Genomic DNA, 17,314 nt, shown 5'->3' with positions numbered 1-17,314 from the left:
CGGTTTATCTACTATCGCAGACGTGAGTTTCGAGATGCTTGTCCGACGGCTCAGTGCACGCGGTCAAAGGAGCAATCTGAGAGGCTTCGCAACCCGGAGATAGAAAAGTTCTAAAATCGTCCTCTAAAGCCGACCATTCATTTCAATAGCTTGCAAAGACGCCTAAAATCAGTCGCAATTGGCCGCAAATGCCTTGCGACGGCTTTTCAAAGGAGTCCGAGGAAGCTACTTCCGGTTCTTGCGGGGCTGCCCAGGAGGGAGGTACTTAACCTTCTTCGTGATGTTCTGCTCGAACTGTTCGATGATCTCGCGACGGCCATCCTTCAAACCCTGCTGGTACACCGCTTCGAGGACCTCGCCTAGACGAACACCTTGATAGACGTCCATGTTCATTGTCACTTCTTGTAGCGCGTGTTGAACCTTCGCGCCCGTGTACAGCGCCAACTGCCGATTCGGCATGTCCAGCGTTACTTTGTTCCACTTCGCCGGCTTCTTTGATTTCGCCATCCTGGTTCGCTCTCCCTTGAAGAAATGGCGCCCCAGGATTCACCTGAGGCGCCTCACATCCACTACATCACTGCCGATCCATTTCCGTTCACAGTTTCAGCCGGCTCGGGAACCGCAGCTTGCTGAAGGTCCGCAGCGACAGCGGTTTCGAGCGGAGTGGATTCTTCACTCTTGAGCTTGGCTTCAATCTCAAGCTCGGACTTGGTTGCCAACGCCAAACTCTCAGCGGTGGCACAGAGCAAGTCGCGTACGCGCTTCCGCTGATCCTCCGGGAAGTCATCCTCATCCACGAACTCGTAGTTCAGAGTGAAGATGGTGTGCAGGATGAGCTTGAGTTCATAGCGGCGAATGAACTCATCTTCGAGGCTCTTCTTCGACATGCGATGCCGCAGGTCGAGGAACGGAGGGAATTCGGCGTTGTAGTACAGGTGGATCTTGTTCATCAGCGAGCGGATCGAGAACCCGACGCGCTGCGGATCATGCGGCCACCCCAGAGTCCCCCAAGCGGTGTCGGTAGTCTTTACCGGAATGGGCTTCACGACGGGGATGTCAACTTCAGTGAAGTCCTTCTTACGAATCTTCACCTTGATGACCTTCGTCGTGTCACTGTCATCGTTCTCTTCCTTCTCGTTCTTCTTCCCGCTCGGCTTCGCTTTTGCCTCGGGCTTCGCAACGATCTCGATCGGAAGTACCTTGGTAATGGCAGCGCCAGGCGCGTATTCCAATTGAACCTGGATGAAGGCCTTGGTGCCAACGGGGGCGTCGTCGGCGCACTCGAAGTGACAACGGACGCGTCCGCCCTTCATGTCACCCGATCCGACGTACCGCACCTCGTGCGCGGTCACCTTGATCTTCGAATTCACCGGGTCTTCGGGCTTCCAATACGAAGGGGCTGCGTCGGTCTCGAACACGAAGCTGTAACGCTGACCGGGGTGCAGCTTCGCTTCCGTTCCCGCGAACTTCCACCGGATGAACGTGGGGGGTTCGTGCGCCTCGATTGGAAGCGGCTCCTTGGGGCCGACCGGAACCTTCTTTTCCTCCTCGACCGTCACCCACTTCTCTACCTTACGCGTGAGCTGCTCGAAGTTAATTCCAGCCGCTTTCAAGTACTTCTTGATGAGCGAAGAAATGTTCTCCGGATTGTCGCCGTTCTTGTTGCCAATGTCGGCGGCAGCGAGCTTCACGTTGAGATCTTGCAGCTTCGCATCGAACCCGAGACGCCGGACCAGCTCCTCGAGAATCATCTTCTTGATGGGCGTTTCCTTCGCATGCTCACGCGTAGAGGTGAACATCTCGTACTTCGCGCGCGGATCCAGGTCGTTGCAGTCGATCTGCACGATCATGTACTTGCCGACGGCCCACAACTTAGCTCCCGTTTGGCCAGTGATGATCGCACGACTCTCTTCTGCATGCGTCTGGCCATCGAGGGTCATGAGGATAGTCTTGTCGGGATCAACCCAATTGCGCAACACGCCCTGCGAACTGCGGCCGGCGGGATCAACGACCCAGTACGTGATCTTCACGCGACCCAGTTCGCCAACGCCTTCGCGGCCGCCGAAGTCCCACTTCGGCAGCTCGTAGTACTCGGAGTTGCGATGGAGGATCTTCGTCCCCGTCTTTTCGTCCGGATCGTCCTCGTTGCTCTCGGTGCCCTCGGCGTCCGCTTCCTCCGCTGCTACCTGGCTCTCGGCCCCCGCTTTCAAGGAATTCGCGTTTGCGCGTTCGAGTGCATTGACAGTGCCACGGATCACGCGACCATAGCGCCGGTAACCCGGAAACGTGGGGTACCCCTCAGCCTTGGAAGGACGGAGAGAAAAGATCTCCAACCAGACGGGGAACAGAGGTTCAGCGAGCGAGCGCATGAGCAAGCCATACAGGCTGTTTTCACCGACGGGGTTGAACAACGCGGCTGCGTTGTAGCCGATGTGACGCACGAGGGTGCCTGCTTTAAATTCTGCTTCGGCGATCTCGATTTCGGGGATCTTGCCGTCGATCACGAGATAACGGTAGGTGGGCGTCTTGTCGCCGACCGCCAGATTCCATTTGGCCTCTACAAGCGTGAACGCCACCTTCTTGGAACCAACCTTGCGAGCGGCGATCAGTGTGAGGTCGGTGTACTGGTAAGTGCTGGACGCACCTTGACCATGTTTGCCAGTCAAGTAGTGCTTGCTCTTCTTGTTTCCGCGGTTGAGCGACAAGATGGTGCTGGGCATTTCCTCACTGGTCAACCCAATGCCGTAGTCGCGCGCGTCAAAGATGAGATCCTTCGGATCGCTAGGATCTCCCACCCACCCAGCCACCGTGACGGTACTTTTCGCCAGATCGAGAACCTGATCGTTCGTCAGTCCGACAGAGAGTGCTTCGGTGCTCAGACCAAACCACTTCTCAGCGGCAGCAACGGGCGACATCGGCATCGGGCCGGTATGCGTAACAGCCTTCGCCTCAAGGTTTGCGTCGCCTTCGTTAGTCACGCGCTCGATAAAAGCCCGGCCTGGAATGGAATTCAGGCTCATCGGACCGTCATTCGAAGTCGAGTCGTTGAACGGCTTCCACCCAATGTTGCCTTTGAAATGCTCCTCGAAGTGATTCAACCGTGCACGTGCGTCGCGCCACCCTCCGAAGCCTGCCCAAGGTAACGTGTAGTCCTGCTTCTTCGTGGACTTGCCATTGGGATGCGGCTGCGATACGGAACTGGTGACGGTCAGCGCCAAAGAACGGAACAGTTCTTCCGGGGTGGTTGGCAGCTTCGAGAGAGACGGGAACGAAGGCGGAATTGCCTTCTTATTTTGCGTTGGGGCAGACGCAGGGGTAGGAACAGCCCCGGTAGGGTGCTTCATCGTTAATCTCCATGTACGCCCTGACTGGGCAAATACACGCCTCACCGCCGGACTGGCCGTGAAGCGAACAGCTTGCTTTCGCACGCTGCCAGCATCATCATACCACAAACGATCGTAACTGATCGCACATACCAGCACTCGGCGGTACTGAAGATGGGAAGAAGGATTGCTACGCCATGTTTGAGAAACTCATAACCGATGAATTGCCTGCGACCGTTCGAGAGCTGTACACGTTAGCGCGTGAGCGCCAGCCACAAGATTGCCAGTCAACGCCATGCCCGCACCGAGAGAAGCTGCGTGACACTGACCTGGAATGGATGCATCAGCTTCGGAGGGAACTAAAGGTGATGGCGGTGTGTGACGGCAAGCGGAATAGCGTCTGGCGTCTGAAGTCGAAGTAAGCCTATTTCACTCACCCATATTTCACACTTGAGCTGTCGCCACTTGTGATGCAAAATGATGCAACCTGATGAGGTTTTCATCATGGCATTACAAGTTAGCGAAGGCGATCGACTTACGGTCACGCTGGCTCCAGGCCAACGGCAGGTCTTGGAGCGAATTGCCGAGCTGAACAGCATGAAGTTGGCGCAGGTCGTTCGCATCGCGATCGCGACCTTCGTCGAGGATCACAGGGATAAGCAGATTCCGCTTCGGTTCCCACGCAATGAAGAAACATAAGAAGAAGATCATCAGGTTGGAGCCCGCTTACTCTACGCCGTCGGGCGAGATGTACGCAGGCGACGCGAAGGAAATCCTCGCGAAGCTCAACCGTGCTGGTTTCAAGCACTCGGCTCAATTGATCTTTACTTCTCCTCCATTTGTCCTGAACCGGAAGAAGAAGTACGGAAACCTCACCGGGCGGGAATACATTCAGTGGCTAAGTTCATTGGCGCCGCTGTTCGCGGACTTACTCAAGCCGGATGGTTCGATTGTCATTGAGCTTGGGAACGGGTGGGTCCCGGGGAAGCCCACTATGTCAACGTTGCCCCTGGAGGCGCTGCTAGCGTTCAAGCGGAAGGGTAAGTTTCATTTATGCCAAGAGTTCGTTTGCTACAACCCCGCTAGACTGCCAAGTCCCGCGCAATGGGTGAACGTAGAACGTTGTCGCGTGAAAGATGCGTTCACTCGAGTTTGGTGGCTCTCTTCCACCCCACGACCCAAGGCGGATAACAGAAACGTGCTGACCTCGTACAGCGACAGCATGAAGAAGCTGCTAGAGAGCGGAACGTATAACCCCGGTCATCGTCCATCTGAATTCAAGATTGGGGAGAAGTCGTTCCTGACGAACAATCGCGGTGCAATTCCTCCAAACGTTCTGGCCGCATCCATTGCGAGTGTCGTGGAAGAGATAACCTCGCAACCGGGCAACGTGTTCGCACTGGCGAACACGGGTAGCAATGATGGTTACCAAGAACACTGCCGGAAGAACGACGTCCCTCTCCACCCGGCACGCATGCCGGCGAAGTTAGTCGAGTTCTTCATTAGATTTCTGACGTCAGCGAACGACCTAGTGATTGATCCTTTTGCGGGCAGCAATACGACAGGTGCCGTTGCTGAAATGCTCGGCCGTCGATGGAAGTCAGTCGAGATCAAGCAGGACTACATTGACGCGTCACGAGTGAGGTTCGATTTCTTGCAGCCACACCTCTTGGCTGAGGCTGCAGTCGAGATGTCAGGAACGCCGACCAAATCAACACGAAAACAGACGAAGGTTGCTAAATCCAGCAGCTAGAGGGCACAGAACCAATCTCCCAGCGCAAGGGCATTGTATTGGTGCTGTGCCCACACCCACTCTAAGCGCAGAGTTCACCCCGGGAAGCATCGATTAGATCCGCGCATTCATCGAGGTCTGTCCATGCCTCTGAATGCGGACTCTCCTCAACTTCGAATTCGGCGTCGTCTAGCGGGCAATCTGCTGGTGCGAGGAGCGGCGGTGTAGCCAGTACACCAAACCTGTCCTGAATGGCCCAGACCGCATCAAGGTACGGTCGCTGACCGATATGGCCATACCTCTTCGCCATGTGGATGGCCTGACTGGCACTCCAACCGGCGATCCCCGCCACAATCGCGTAGGGGATGCCCGCCTCCAACATCCACGTGATCGCCGTGTGACGGAGGTCGTGAAATCTGCACTTCACTCCGGCCCTCTTCTTCGCAGTCTGCCAACACTTCTTCCATGAACCCAGCGCGCGTGTGGGAATTGTTTTGCGGCGCGCTTTACCATCGCGGCCCATGGATGATCGCTCGTGGGGGAACACGTAGTCATCCTGATGCCGATCCGGGAACTGGTTGGCCCACCAAGTCATCGCCCGCATAGCAAACGGGTTTAGTGGAATAACTCTTCCACTTCCGTGTTTGGTTTTGCTTTTGCGCACCTCCAGATAGCAGCCGACAAGATTAACTTGCCACCAACGAAGCAGGCGAATCTCCTCGTCACGCATCGTCGTGGACAGTGCGAGCACGACGACAACAGCCAAATAGCGAGCGACGCTCTTTGCGCAAACTCTAACTAACCACCAAGCCTCATCAGGAGATAGCGCGATTCCGTGAAAGTCGCCCACCGGCAGCTTGCGGACATTGTCGCGAATACCATCCCACCACTTGAACATCTTCATGATGCCGCGGAAGGCATCGTACTCGAGGTTTATGGTGGCAGGAGCAGCGCGTTCTGCAAGCCTGGCCTGCTGATACGCCTTCAGATCCTTGTCCGTTATCTGGGACAGCATCATCTTCCCAAACACGGGCAGGAGGTGCTGAAGACTGTAGAACTCGATGTCCATCATCGAATCCGAGACAGCGTGCTTTCTTGAAGCCTGGTACTCCTTGGCAGCTTCTTCGAAAGTCTTGTCTATCCCGCCTCGGTTCGTTCCGTAATAAGCGTCTTCGATGCGGTTCCTGATTGCACGTAGGCGATCCCGTGCGACCGTCAACTTCGACGTGCCAAGTGTGCCTCGGTACGTTTTGCCCTTGAATTGGAAGTCGTAATGGTAGTTGCCCTTCTTGCGGTACTTGAAAAGTGACATGCGGATCTCCCTTTTGGGAATAGTCGTCCGCCTTCACTTGGGGAGGGAAGGACATCAGTGTGCCACGCGAGCTGTAGCTCGTCAACACTCGCGCGGATTCTCGCAAGCAGAGGAATGGCGCAGTTCAGCCGTTCCTAAACGTCAACAACATTCGAAAGGAAAGATATGGAACATAAGAAGGGGCAGGACAGAATCACAACGTCTGGGTCCCCGCGAAAACAACCCGAGGTGCAACCGACTTTCGAACCACCTGAGAACAGAGACGTGGGCTCGCTTCTCAGCGTTCCACAAGCAGCTGCCCGCCTGGGTGTGAAACCTGCAACGATCCGTTCTTGGATTCTACGTCGCGAGAAGATCGAAGTCGTACGTATTGGTCGTTGCGTACGAATTACCGAGCGGTCACTTGTCGCCTTAATTGAGAGCAATCTGATAAAGCCGGAGAAATAGATGCGAGAAAAGAAGCTGTACACTGCCGCTGACTATCTTGCGCAGGCTGAGCAACAGTTGGAAGAAAGGTATCCCGGGTCGTTGGAGAAGATTCGACAGGGAAAATCGATACTCGTCATCCAAGAGCAAGCGATAGGTGACGAATACGATCCGGAAGAATTGGCACTCATTGGGTCCGTCGCGAAAGTCGCAGCACACCATGGGAATGTGGTGGTGATGGTTCAGACGAACGGAGTGCTCACGTTGGGATTTGACAAGCTGAAACCCTCAAAGGAATCTTCAAAGGGACAAGCATAAAAACGTGCCGTAAGTGGTCTTTTTGGGGTGTCCGCGGCTCTCTTGCCCCATCGCATGTAATCGCTTGGTATAGCACTACATAGCGTTGCTCAAGAGCCGCGGGCTCACTGCTGTTAACGGAGCGCCCTCTGTTGGGGTGCGAGGGGTCGGCAGTTCAAATCTGCCCGTCCCGACCATTTTCTTTTCTCCGGTCGCCGGTTCTCGGTAGCCGGTCCCCAGTTGAAAGTCTTGGACGCACTGCGCACGGTTCGAATGCATCGGGGCGGCATTTCCCATGCAAGCAACACCAGTTTGCATGGGGATGCGCGCTACGTCCCCTTCCCCAACGGGTTCTCCACTCGGGGGCGTAGATTCGGATGACTTCTGCGTAGTACCCGAGAGCGGAGAAACGGCGAGGACGTCCACGAGTATGAGTTCGTGTGCGTACATGTTCATGTGCCCGAAGCCGTTCTTCAACACCTCGGGTCTGCGTGGCTCAACCGTCTCGAACTGGCCCACAACGACAACTTCCGCACGGTAAGGATTCGGAGAGTTCTCGGGACGCAGTTTATTCCAAGCGGCTCTGATTTTTGCCTCGTCGTACCTGAAGACGAACCCGGCTTTCGGTGCTGTCCGTAGCTCGTCTGGAACGGCCTGTGGCATAGCGGGAAGGCTCGTTTCCTGCATCGCATGAAGCATCTCTGCATCTTCGACCCAGATGGAGTAGTCAAGGTCAGCACCTTGGCAAGGTAATAGCGCAACCCGTTCGAAGCTGCTGACAAAGCATGCGTGTACCGTCACCACTTTGTGTGCGTACGACTGGGGCCTCGCCACGACTTGTTCGATGTCAACAACTTGCGGTTGCGACTCAGAGTGTGAAGCGCGGTGGCATCCTGAAGCCGCTACGGCAAACAGAAAAACGAAGATAGCGATGACGTTCTTCACGGCAGCAATGGTACCCCGCACTTGCAATAGTGGAACAGGGCTCAGAACCGAAGTGTTTACGGCGACTGCCAGTGGAACTTGTCGGTCACACGCCCCGGCTGGTGGCCCTCGATAAGGGCGAAGGCTTTGTCAAGGACAAAGATATCCTGCCCGGTGTTTGTGACACCGCGTGTTTGCCAGAGAAGGTTGAGGACCAAGACCCTGGGCATTTCACGCTGAATCACCCTGCGGTGGTTTTCTCTTCTTAGGAAGCCGTTGCTGTTGCGTGTTCTATACGGCTTTTCAAGAAGTCGTTCCACCAACCATCGATGCGGCCTCTACTGCGGCCATGATTCTTCTATGCGAACATCCAGCCTCGTGCTGGATGCGAGAGCGCCCAGTCAACACATCGGTCTAGCTTTCGCCGACCAGGGCCACCCGCGAGCTGCTCTCGACATGAACGATCTCCGGATACGCTGTGTTGGTGCGCAGCATCCAGTAGAGTCGTACCGCCAACCGCCGCGCCGCCGCCACTTTGGCCACGCCTTTTTCCATCGTGTGACAGCGATGCTTGTACTGTTTACGAAACCCTTCATCCAACCGCGTGACGTTGTGAACCGCTTCCACCAGCAACATGCGGACGAAGCGGTTCCCCTGTTTGCTGATCGAACCCAGCTGCTGCCGGCCGCCCGAGCTGTACTCGCGCGGAATCAGTCCGAGATAGCTGGCCACCTGCTTGCCACGTTTGAACCGCGTCGGGTCGCCGATGGTCACCGCAAACGCCAGAGAGGTGATCGGACCCACGCCCGGCTGCGTCATCAGCAAGCGCGCCTGCGGGTGCTTGGCGGCTGCCATCTCCGCCGCCTGGTCGAGCTTGCCAATCTGCTCGTCCAAGCTCTTCAGCAGACCGAGCAAATCCTCGCGCCGCCGCGCTGCCCAGCCTTCCAGCGGAAGCTCGCGCAGCGCCTTCTGCCCCGCCTCGCTCCACAGCTTGCGCTTCTTCTGCACGCCGCGGTTCAGCATCAGGTGCTGCAACCCGTTCTTCACCCGCGTGCGGATCTCTACCAGCTTGTAGCGATGAATCAGCAGCTGCCGCACGTCACGCTGCTCGGCCGAAGGCATCCACAGCCGCGGAAACCGCCCCTCCACCAGCAGCTTCAGAATGTGCGCCGCGTCGCGCTTGTCCGTCTTCTGCTTGCGCACGTAGCTCGCGCGAATCTGCGCCGCATCGCCAACCCAGACTTCGTGGCCCAGCTGCGACAACAAGTCGATCAACCACTGACTGTTGCCGCAGGCTTCGATCCCAATCAACGCCGCTGCAGATAGCGAACGGTAAAACCGCTCCGCCTCACCATCTCCGTTGACCAGCTTGAGTTCGGATATCTCTCCCGTTTCGGCATCAAAAACCGCAACTTGTTGCCAGCTCGGATGAAAGTCACAGCCTACAATAGTCATGAAGGCTCCTTCTTCCCAGAGGTCTTGAGTCCTCAAACCCAAGGACTACTCTGGATCGAAGCGAAGCCTTCGCCCTTATCCAATCAACATCTCGAGATAGGAAGACCTCGAAGGTGCCCTACATCTGCCTGACGTTGGCAGATGTGGGTCTTTGTCTCTTCAATCTCCACCTCTTTGTTGTTTTATCATCGAGTGAGTTCTGGCATTGAAGGATGACTCCGATGACTCCCATATGTGCCAAAACCGCCGGGCAAACACATATGTCACCACTCCCCAACGCAGCTATCCAGAGCTCAAGGCACTCTGTAGCGTTCGGGGAAGCGGGATGACAGGAAAGTTCTAAGATCGCCTGCTAGGGCTGACCATTTTCTTTCCGATTGCCGGTTCTCGGTAGCCGATTCCCAGTTGCAGTCTTGGACGCACTGCGCACGGTTCGAATGCATCGGGGCGCATTCCCCATGCAAGCAACCCCGGCTTGCATGGGCCACCAGTGTGCCGCTTCATCAGTTACGCCAGTTACGCCGTGCGCATCTTTCCGTGTGTTCGGGGTGAGGGCAATCGTGTTCCTTCACGCGTTTCCTTGCGCTTATTGATCTGTTTCGACGCGGCATTGCCGTATTCGGAAATAAGGAAGTAGATTGTACGACTGATCGCACCCTTGTTCGTGAGGCTGTGAATTTTCTTTTCTTGGACGCGCTTCGCGCGGAGTCTGTCTTCTGTCAGCCAACCGAGACGGCCAGACATGGGGCACCGGGCTCCTGCGTTTCCTGCATCACACGTTGGGCATGAAGAAATTATCTAAGCTCGTGACGACGGTAGTAGCTCTGGTGTTCTGCACTGTTATCTCCCTGTCTGCGCAACAGCAGGGCTCTCACCCATTGGCAACGGTAATCGACCCATCCAAGCTGGTCGATCTTACGTATCCCTTCAATGCACAAACTATCTACTGGCCGAACGCTAGTGCATTTGAGTGGAGGCCGGAGCATTGGGGTCCGCGTGAGGACGGCCGCTGGTACGCGGCAGGGCACTATGCCGCGAGCGAACATGGCGGCACTCACATGGATGCTCCGATTCACTTTTCGCAGGGAAGACACACAGTGGATGAGATTCCGGTTTCGCATTTGATAGCGCCGGCAGTGGTGATCGACATCAGCAAGCAATGCAGAGTGAATCGTGACTACCTTTTAACACCACGCGATGTCGAGGATTGGGAGAGGTTTCATGGCCGTGTCCCGAAAGGTTCGATCGCGTTGGTGCGCACAGGATGGGGAAAGTTCTGGCCGAACAAAAAACAGTACATGGGCACGGACACAAAGGGTGATGTGGCCAACCTGCATTTTCCCGGAATCGGGGTGGAAGCAGCCAAGCTGCTCGCTTCACGTGGAATTGTCGCGGTTGGCATTGATACCGCAAGCATGGATTACGGACAGTCGAAGGACTTCGCCACTCACGCGGTTATCAACGGCGCGAATCTCTATGGCCTGGAAAACGTTGCCAACTTGGATCACGTACCAGCTACTGGCGCACTATTGATTGCTTTGCCGATGAAGATCGGGGGCGGCTCCGGCGCACCGACGAGAATCGTGGCAGTGCTTCCGTTGCGTTGAACCGATCCGCGATAAGAGTGTGGTGAGCAGCATCACTCTCAAGTTTCGCCTGACCCGCAAGGCGGCTGCACTGTTACCCAACGTTAGCTGCGCGAACGCGCCCCTCAACTTACAAGGCAGACCCATCTTTCGATTTGGAACTCGTCACTGGCAACGACTTCCGAGTAGTCGTTCATCCGAGATGTGATTGGAGGATGCCATGCCTGGACAATCGTTAGATCAGTTGAAGAGTTCTTTCCGGGGGGAGCTTGTTCAACCGACAGATGCCGCCTATGAGTCCGCTCGCAAAGTCTACAACGGGATGATTGACAAGCGCCCGCGTCTCATTGCGTACTGCGTGGATGTTGCCGACGTCATAGCGGCGGTACGGTTTGGTGCGGGCAATGCGATGTTGACCGCGATTCGTGGTGGCGGACACAACGGTGCGGGCCTAGGAATTTGTGACGACGGTCTGGTTATCGATCTTTCACGAATGAAGGGCATTCGCGTGGACCCCGAGGACAGAACCGTCCGCGTTGAGGCAGGGTGCGTTTGGGGCGACGTCGATCATGCAACACATGTTTTCGGCATGGCTACGCCCAGCGGATTCATTTCGACCACCGGGGTGGCCGGGCTCACCTTGGGCGGAGGGATCGGATATCTCACCCGCAGATATGGCCTGACGATCGACAATCTGCTCGCGGTGGACATGGTTTTGGCCGATGGGAGCTTTGTGACGGCGAGTAGCGAGGAGAACCCCGATTTGTTCTGGGCCGTACGCGGCGGTGGAGGAAACTTCGGCGTGGTCACTTCCTTCAAGTTTCGGCTGCACCCGGTCAACATCGTCCAGTTCGGCCCGACGTTCTGGCCGCTCGCCGAGGCCGCGAATGTACTCAGCGCCTATCAAGACTTCATCAAGAACGCTCCCGAGTACGTGAGCGGCTTCTTTGCTTTTCTTGTCGTCCCGCCCGCTCCAATGTTCCCTGAGCATCTCCACAACAAGAACGTGTGCGGCATCGTTTGGTGTTGCACTGGCTCTGCCGAACAGACGGAGCAAGCCCTGAAGCCGATGCGGTCGCTCGGCCACCCGCTTTTCGACCACGTAGGGGCTGTGCCATTTCCGGCCGCGCAAAGTTTGTTTGATCCACTGTTCGTTCCCGGCCTGCAATGGTATTGGCGGGCTGACAACTTCACGGAATTGAGCAAAGAGGCGATCGCCCGGCATGTCGAGCACGGATCTCAGATCCCGACCATGCTCTCAACGATGCATCTTTACCCGGTCAATGGCGCGCCACAAGGCGTCGGCAAGAACGAGACGGCATACAGTTTTCGTGAAGCGCTGTTCTCCGAGGTAATCGTGGGCGTGGACCCTGATCCCGCGAACGCTCAGAAAATCACTTCGTGGTGCAAAGAGTATTGGGACGCTCTGCATCCGTTCTCGGCGGGTGGCGCGTACGTAAACTTCATGATGGATGAGGGCCAGGATCGCGTTCAAGCCACATATCGCGATAACTATCAGCGTCTGGCCGAAATCAAGAAGAAGTATGACCCCAAGAACTTTTTCCGGGTAAATCAGAACATTCGACCGGCCGAGGAACTCTCAGTCGGCAACTTAGTCGCTTAGTTAATGGATGGTTGCCGGTTCTCATAGCCGGTTCCCAGTTGAGAGTCTTGGACGCGCTGCGCGCGGATTCGATTGCACTCATGCCCATGCAAGCAACACCGGCTTGCATGGGCCACCACGAATTAGCTTCAATTCCCAATTTCAGTCTGGCTCGCAATGCGGCTGCATTGTTAGGGACGTTAGTTGCGCGTACGTGGGCAGCGGATATGGAGTTCGCTCCAGCAGCACCACACCCGCACGCCACTTTTCGGCGAAGCGAGAATAAATGAGACAATTCTCGCCATGAAGCCGATCTACTCTCTGACAGTCGTCATCATTCTCCTCCTCCCCGGAATAGCGATAGGGCAAGAATCAATTGCGAAGTCTCCTTTTGATCCAGTGAAGTTCTTTGTCGGTCACTGGCAAGGCACATCGCAGGGCGAACCTGGCAAAGGTAAGGGAGATCGAAACTACGAATTTGTGTTCGGCGGCAAGTTTCTTCGCGCAACCAACAAGACCGTTTATCCCCCGCAAGAAAAGAATCCAAAGGGCGAAGTTCACGAAGATGTTGGCTTCTTCAGCTTCGATCGCCAACGGAAAAGACTTGTGCTCCGACAGTTTCATGTAGAAGGGTTCGTAAATGAATATGTCGAGCAGGAGGGAAAAGACGGCAAAACGCTCGCATTCGAGACCGAGCGAATCGAGAACATACCAGACGGCTGGAGGGCGCGGGAAACCTACAGAATCGTGAGCCAAGATGAGTTCATCGAGGTGTTCGAACTGGCAGAACCCAAAAAGGAGTTCGCCGTTTATTCGCAGAGCCATTGGAAGCGGGTGAAGTGACGTGATGGCCAATCCCAATCTGGCGTTTCAATAGGATGGGCGAAGGCTTAGTGGTGAGGGTGAGATGAAGTCATCGGTATTCATTGCAACGAGCGTCGACGGTTTCATCGCGCGGCAGGACGGTGCGCTGGATTGGCTGCCAGCCAACGGCGGCGAACCTCACGGATACGAGGAGTTCATCGCCACGGTGGATTGTATTGTGATCGGCCGCAATACGTTTGAGACGGTGTTGACATTCGATGCCTGGCCGTACGGCAAGAAGCCGGTGGTAGTGCTCAGCACGACGATGTCAAAGTTGAAAATGCCTGAGGGCGCCGTGTGCGATGTGATGGCCGGCACGCCACACGAGATCGTGGCTCGGCTCGCGCAACGTGGTTTCAACCATCTCTACGTCGATGGCGGAGTGACTATTCAAGGCTTCTTAAAGGCAGGACTCATCCAGCACTTAATCATCACGCGAATACCGTTGCTCCTCGGAAGCGGGATTCCCTTGTTCGGACCTCTGCCGCACGACATACGAATGCAACACGTGGCCACGCGATCCTATCCGAGCGGCATGGTACAGAGCGAATACATGATCGCACCGGAGCTGTCCACCGCGTAAACGACTGCTTGACGTTGGCTTTGTTGCACAGTCAATAGTGACGCGTGGGCGTTCGATCAGGAACAGATCGAATATCAGGGAATATTTTTAGGTTGTTCCAGTTGTATGTGGTGAAGGGAGCAACCAATGAAAAAGTTTCTTTTGTGGCTCACACATCCTCCAACTGACGGTCCCAAATCCACACTACTGCTGAGACTTATGGCAGGAGGAGTGTTTCTCTGGGAAGGGATTTTGAAGTTTGTATATGTGAACCAGGGCGTTGGCCGGTTTACAAAACTTGGGATTCCGTTTCCGCATTTCACGGCCACCACCATCGGATACCTTGAGATCGTTGGAGGGCTGCTGTTGCTTACCGGCCTGATGACGAGGCTGATTGCGATCCCGTTTGTTGTCGAGATGATTGTGGCGATACTTTCGACGAAGATTTCGTTGTATCTGGGAACGTCGCCGTTGCCATTGCCGCCGGTGCCTCCACAGGTCGGTTTCTGGGCTGTGCTGCACGAAATCCGATCCGAGTACGCGCAGCTTCTGACGGTTGCTTTTCTGTTAGGGAATGGGCCCGGAAAGTGGTCGCTGGATGCGGTGCTGCTCCGCAAATGGAGAAAGGGCGGCGTCTTGGAACGCGTCCAGTCGGAGAGGTCGCTGGACTTGTCGGCTGCCACCAGCCACTGAATTGGTTGGCGGCCCTGGAACTCCGGCGGGGAGAGAGGACGAGCCTCGCCGGAGGTGGACTGGTGGGGGCTGTGGCTGATCGTGCTGGTGATTTCGGGTCGTTCGAAGAACTGGCGATGCCGCTCTTCGCCAAGCTCTACAACTTTGCCCACTGGCTCACCCAGGACCGCGCCGCAGCGGAGGATCTTGTGCAGGAAACGTATATGAAGGCGCTGCAAGGTTTTTCTTCCTTCCGGCAGGGAACGAACTGCCGCGCTTGGATGTACAGGATTTTGCGGAATACTTTCCTGACGACGCAGGTGGGGCTGAAGGCCAGCGCCTTCGTCTCCTTCGATAACGAAGACGACAAGCCGACCGAACCAGCGGCTGCCGACACTCCAGAATCGGTTCTGCTCGCGCGGGTGGAATTGGAGACCATCCAGAACGCTCTGGCGCTGTTGCCGGTGAAGTTTCGCGAGATCATTCTTTTGTCTGATCTGGAGGAGATGAGCTACCAGGAAATCGGCGAGACGCTCGGGATTCCCACGGGTACGGTGATGTCGCGCCTTTCTCGCGCGCGAAAAGCCATGCGCGAATTGCTGGCGGCCAAATTACGGGAGGGTTCGCGATGACCTGCGATCTGTGGCAGGACAAGCTGGACGCTTACGTGGACAACGATGCGTCGCAAGAGGAACTGGCGAGCCTGGAGGCCCATCTGCGAACGTGTCCGTCGTGCGCTGCAGACGCGCTCGGTCGCCTGCAGATGAAGCGCATGACGCAAGCTGCCGCAGCTGCGCGATACTCCCCATCGCCGCAGTTCCGGCTGCGCCTTGAACAGAGTATCGGGGCGAATCGCAAGCCGGTCTGGGCGTTCACGTGGATGCGGCTGGTCGCGGTCGCCATTCCGCTCGTGCTGATCGTTGCCTCAGTGGCTCTGTGGATGCGGTATTCAGCTCGCGAGCAGACTCTCGCAGAGCTGCTCGATGTGCACGTCGCCACCACGGCGAGCGCGAATCCCGTCGACGTGATTTCAACCGATCGGCACACCGTGAAGCCATGGTTCCAGGGCAAGCTCCCATTCACTTTCAACCTTCCCGAACTGCAGAATTCTTCGTTCAAGCTGGTTGGCGGAAGAGTTATGTACTTGAAGCACAGTGCGGGTGCCCAGTTGCTGTTCGAACTTCGCAATCACCAGCTATCGGTATTTGTCTTTCAGGACCAGGCGGGAATGATTCCGCTGCCGACGGGCGCAACCGCTACTCGCGAAATGGCCTTCAACCTGGAAACATGGAGCGAAGGTGGATTGCGTTACGTTGTGGTAGGCGACGCCAGTCCAGCCGATATCCACGAACTCAGCGAGTTGCTGCGGGTCGCCGGGCGTTCCGGATGAGGGAGTCGGCAGGGCTCAGCCATCTCGAAAACGGTCAGGCCCCGGCAAGTCGGCCGTGGGTGCGAAACTTTGAAATCGCCCCCAGGCGTGCTCCAATGAGATGTCTAAGAATTGAGCAATTGGAGTCAGCACTCAAAATTTGGCCTTGCCAATTACTCAAAAGAGGGCTAGCATCATCAACTGATGGCACTTGACCTCAACTCGATTGGAACGCTTGGTCGTAGCAAACCCAAATTCCAGTTTCCTTCCGACCGCGTCGGCTTTACTCGGCAGCTGTTTCTCCTTCGAACTTATGCCCGTCTCGGACGGGAGAATAAGGACGTCACTAATGAACAGGTAGCAGAAGCTGCTGGGATGGCAGCAACGACAGTATCGACGTGTAATCCATTCTTTGTTGCAGCCAACCTACTAACTAAAGGCTTGGGAACAGGCTATAAACCTACTTTTGATGTTACTGCTTACAGCCTAGCGCACGATTGCCGAGATGCCCGTGCTGCCGAGAAACTCGCCCCGGCGCTTAAGAAAACGTGGTTTTCGCAAGCATTGCTTCCGAGGCTGCGAGAGTGTCCGCTCGCATTGCAAGAGTCGATTGCAACACTCGTGAATGCCGCAGGCGGCAACTCCTCACATGCATCACAAGTTTCTATCATTGTTGATTTTCTCCTGGCTGCTGGCTTGATCGTCCGCGAGGGCGAATTGCTTCGCGCATATTCAGAGTTCTCGTTCCTGAGCATTTTTGCGGGTAAGGACGTAACAGAGGATCAGAGCAGTACAACGCATGCGCGCGCGGTCCCATTTCACGCAACAGAATCTTTACAGCGGTCGGAACGTATTTCGATTCCACTCGGTAAAGGGCGCACGGCGTACTTGGAATTGCCGGGAGACTGGGACGAGGCAAGAGACCTAAAGAGGCTACTGGCGATTCTGGAATTGTCGCTACAGGAGGATCAACCATCCTCGCCATCGCAACAGGCGCGGCAAACTGAGCGGAAGGAAGTTGGGTAGCTGATGAAAGGTCACGTTATGACGTTAGACGCGTAGCCTCTCGCACCATGCACACCGTGCGTTCGGGCCAAAACAACAAGACCCACTCCGATGTCTTCGAGGGACATCGAAGTAGGCCATGGTGAGCGCCAGTCGGTGATATGCGTCACCGAAACTTTCAACC

General features: G+C 56.0%; 17 protein-coding genes. 12 read left to right on the top strand and 5 right to left on the bottom strand.

All coding sequences use genetic code 11. The features are described 5' to 3' along the window. Positions 1–225 precede the first annotated feature (225 nt). On the bottom strand, positions 226–507 hold the full coding sequence (locus VN622_08465) for a hypothetical protein (GenBank protein HWR35884.1): 282 nt from the start codon (positions 505–507) through the stop codon (positions 226–228). A gap of 62 nt (positions 508–569) precedes the next feature. Further along, complete coding sequence (locus VN622_08460) at positions 570–3,344, bottom strand: hypothetical protein (GenBank protein ID HWR35883.1); 2,775 nt, start codon at positions 3,342–3,344, stop codon at positions 570–572. 176 nt (positions 3,345–3,520) lie between these two features. Here VN622_08460 and VN622_08455 point away from each other — a divergent pair, with 176 nt between their 5' ends. The 3 genes from VN622_08455 to VN622_08445 all read left to right on the top strand — a co-directional run bounded on the left by VN622_08455 (position 3,521) and on the right by VN622_08445 (position 5,076). Continuing rightward, a complete protein-coding gene (locus tag VN622_08455) occupies positions 3,521–3,745 on the top strand; it encodes a hypothetical protein (GenBank protein HWR35882.1) in 225 nt (74 codons plus the stop codon). Positions 3,746–3,827: 82 nt separating this feature from the next. Continuing rightward, a complete protein-coding gene (locus VN622_08450) occupies positions 3,828–4,022 on the top strand; it encodes a hypothetical protein (GenBank protein HWR35881.1) in 195 nt (64 codons plus the stop codon). Then, positions 4,009–5,076, top strand: coding sequence for a site-specific DNA-methyltransferase (locus VN622_08445; protein ID HWR35880.1), 1,068 nt, complete (start codon positions 4,009–4,011; stop codon positions 5,074–5,076). Before VN622_08450 ends, VN622_08445 begins: the two co-directional genes overlap by 14 nt. Before the next feature lie 61 nt (positions 5,077–5,137). On the opposite strand, the gene VN622_08440 is transcribed toward VN622_08445, so the two are convergent. Then, positions 5,138–6,367, bottom strand: coding sequence for a site-specific integrase (locus VN622_08440; protein ID HWR35879.1), 1,230 nt, complete (start codon positions 6,365–6,367; stop codon positions 5,138–5,140). A gap of 447 nt (positions 6,368–6,814) precedes the next feature. Between VN622_08440 and VN622_08435 the strand changes: the two genes are divergently transcribed. Further along, positions 6,815–7,111 (top strand): hypothetical protein, encoded by a 297-nt coding sequence (locus tag VN622_08435; GenBank protein ID HWR35878.1) that lies wholly within the window; start codon positions 6,815–6,817, stop codon positions 7,109–7,111. Between the two features lie 75 nt (positions 7,112–7,186). On the opposite strand, the gene VN622_08430 is transcribed toward VN622_08435, so the two are convergent. Both VN622_08430 and VN622_08425 read right to left on the bottom strand, forming a co-directional pair. After that, positions 7,187–8,035 carry a hypothetical protein gene (locus VN622_08430; protein HWR35877.1) on the bottom strand — a complete coding sequence of 283 codons (849 nt, stop codon included), beginning with the start codon at positions 8,033–8,035 and terminating at the stop codon, positions 7,187–7,189. Positions 8,036–8,428: 393 nt separating this feature from the next. Continuing rightward, positions 8,429–9,469 (bottom strand): IS110 family transposase, encoded by a 1,041-nt coding sequence (locus tag VN622_08425; protein ID HWR35876.1) that lies wholly within the window; start codon positions 9,467–9,469, stop codon positions 8,429–8,431. Positions 9,470–10,254: 785 nt separating this feature from the next. Between VN622_08425 and VN622_08420 the strand changes: the two genes are divergently transcribed. The 8 genes from VN622_08420 (at position 10,255) to VN622_08385 (ending at position 17,151) form a co-directional block, all read left to right on the top strand. Then, positions 10,255–11,076 carry a cyclase family protein gene (locus VN622_08420; protein HWR35875.1) on the top strand — a complete coding sequence of 274 codons (822 nt, stop codon included), beginning with the start codon at positions 10,255–10,257 and terminating at the stop codon, positions 11,074–11,076. Between the two features lie 199 nt (positions 11,077–11,275). Continuing rightward, complete coding sequence (locus VN622_08415; GenBank protein HWR35874.1) at positions 11,276–12,679, top strand: FAD-binding oxidoreductase; 1,404 nt, start codon at positions 11,276–11,278, stop codon at positions 12,677–12,679. Between the two features lie 282 nt (positions 12,680–12,961). Then, positions 12,962–13,501 carry a hypothetical protein gene (locus VN622_08410; protein HWR35873.1) on the top strand — a complete coding sequence of 180 codons (540 nt, stop codon included), beginning with the start codon at positions 12,962–12,964 and terminating at the stop codon, positions 13,499–13,501. A 64-nt stretch (positions 13,502–13,565) separates the two neighbouring features. Continuing rightward, a complete protein-coding gene (locus VN622_08405) occupies positions 13,566–14,105 on the top strand; it encodes a dihydrofolate reductase family protein (GenBank protein HWR35872.1) in 540 nt (179 codons plus the stop codon). 126 nt (positions 14,106–14,231) lie between these two features. Beyond that, the gene (locus tag VN622_08400) at positions 14,232–14,777 is read left to right on the top strand and encodes a DoxX family protein (GenBank protein ID HWR35871.1); all 546 of its coding nucleotides are present in this window, start codon (positions 14,232–14,234) and stop codon (positions 14,775–14,777) included. Between the two features lie 71 nt (positions 14,778–14,848). After that, positions 14,849–15,388: a sigma-70 family RNA polymerase sigma factor gene (locus VN622_08395; GenBank protein ID HWR35870.1), complete on the top strand. Its 540-nt coding sequence runs from the start codon at positions 14,849–14,851 to the stop codon at positions 15,386–15,388. After that, on the top strand, positions 15,385–16,146 hold the full coding sequence (locus tag VN622_08390) for a zf-HC2 domain-containing protein (protein ID HWR35869.1): 762 nt from the start codon (positions 15,385–15,387) through the stop codon (positions 16,144–16,146). Before VN622_08395 ends, VN622_08390 begins: the two co-directional genes overlap by 4 nt. A gap of 183 nt (positions 16,147–16,329) precedes the next feature. After that, complete coding sequence (locus tag VN622_08385) at positions 16,330–17,151, top strand: hypothetical protein (protein HWR35868.1); 822 nt, start codon at positions 16,330–16,332, stop codon at positions 17,149–17,151. The last annotated feature ends 163 nt before the right edge of the window (positions 17,152–17,314 follow it).

The sequence above is a fragment of the Clostridia bacterium genome (assembly GCA_035561135.1).
GTDB lineage: Bacteria > Acidobacteriota > Terriglobia > Terriglobales > Acidobacteriaceae > DATMYA01.
Note: the sequence above shows the minus strand (reverse complement) of the source record. Positions and strands in the feature narration are given on the sequence as shown.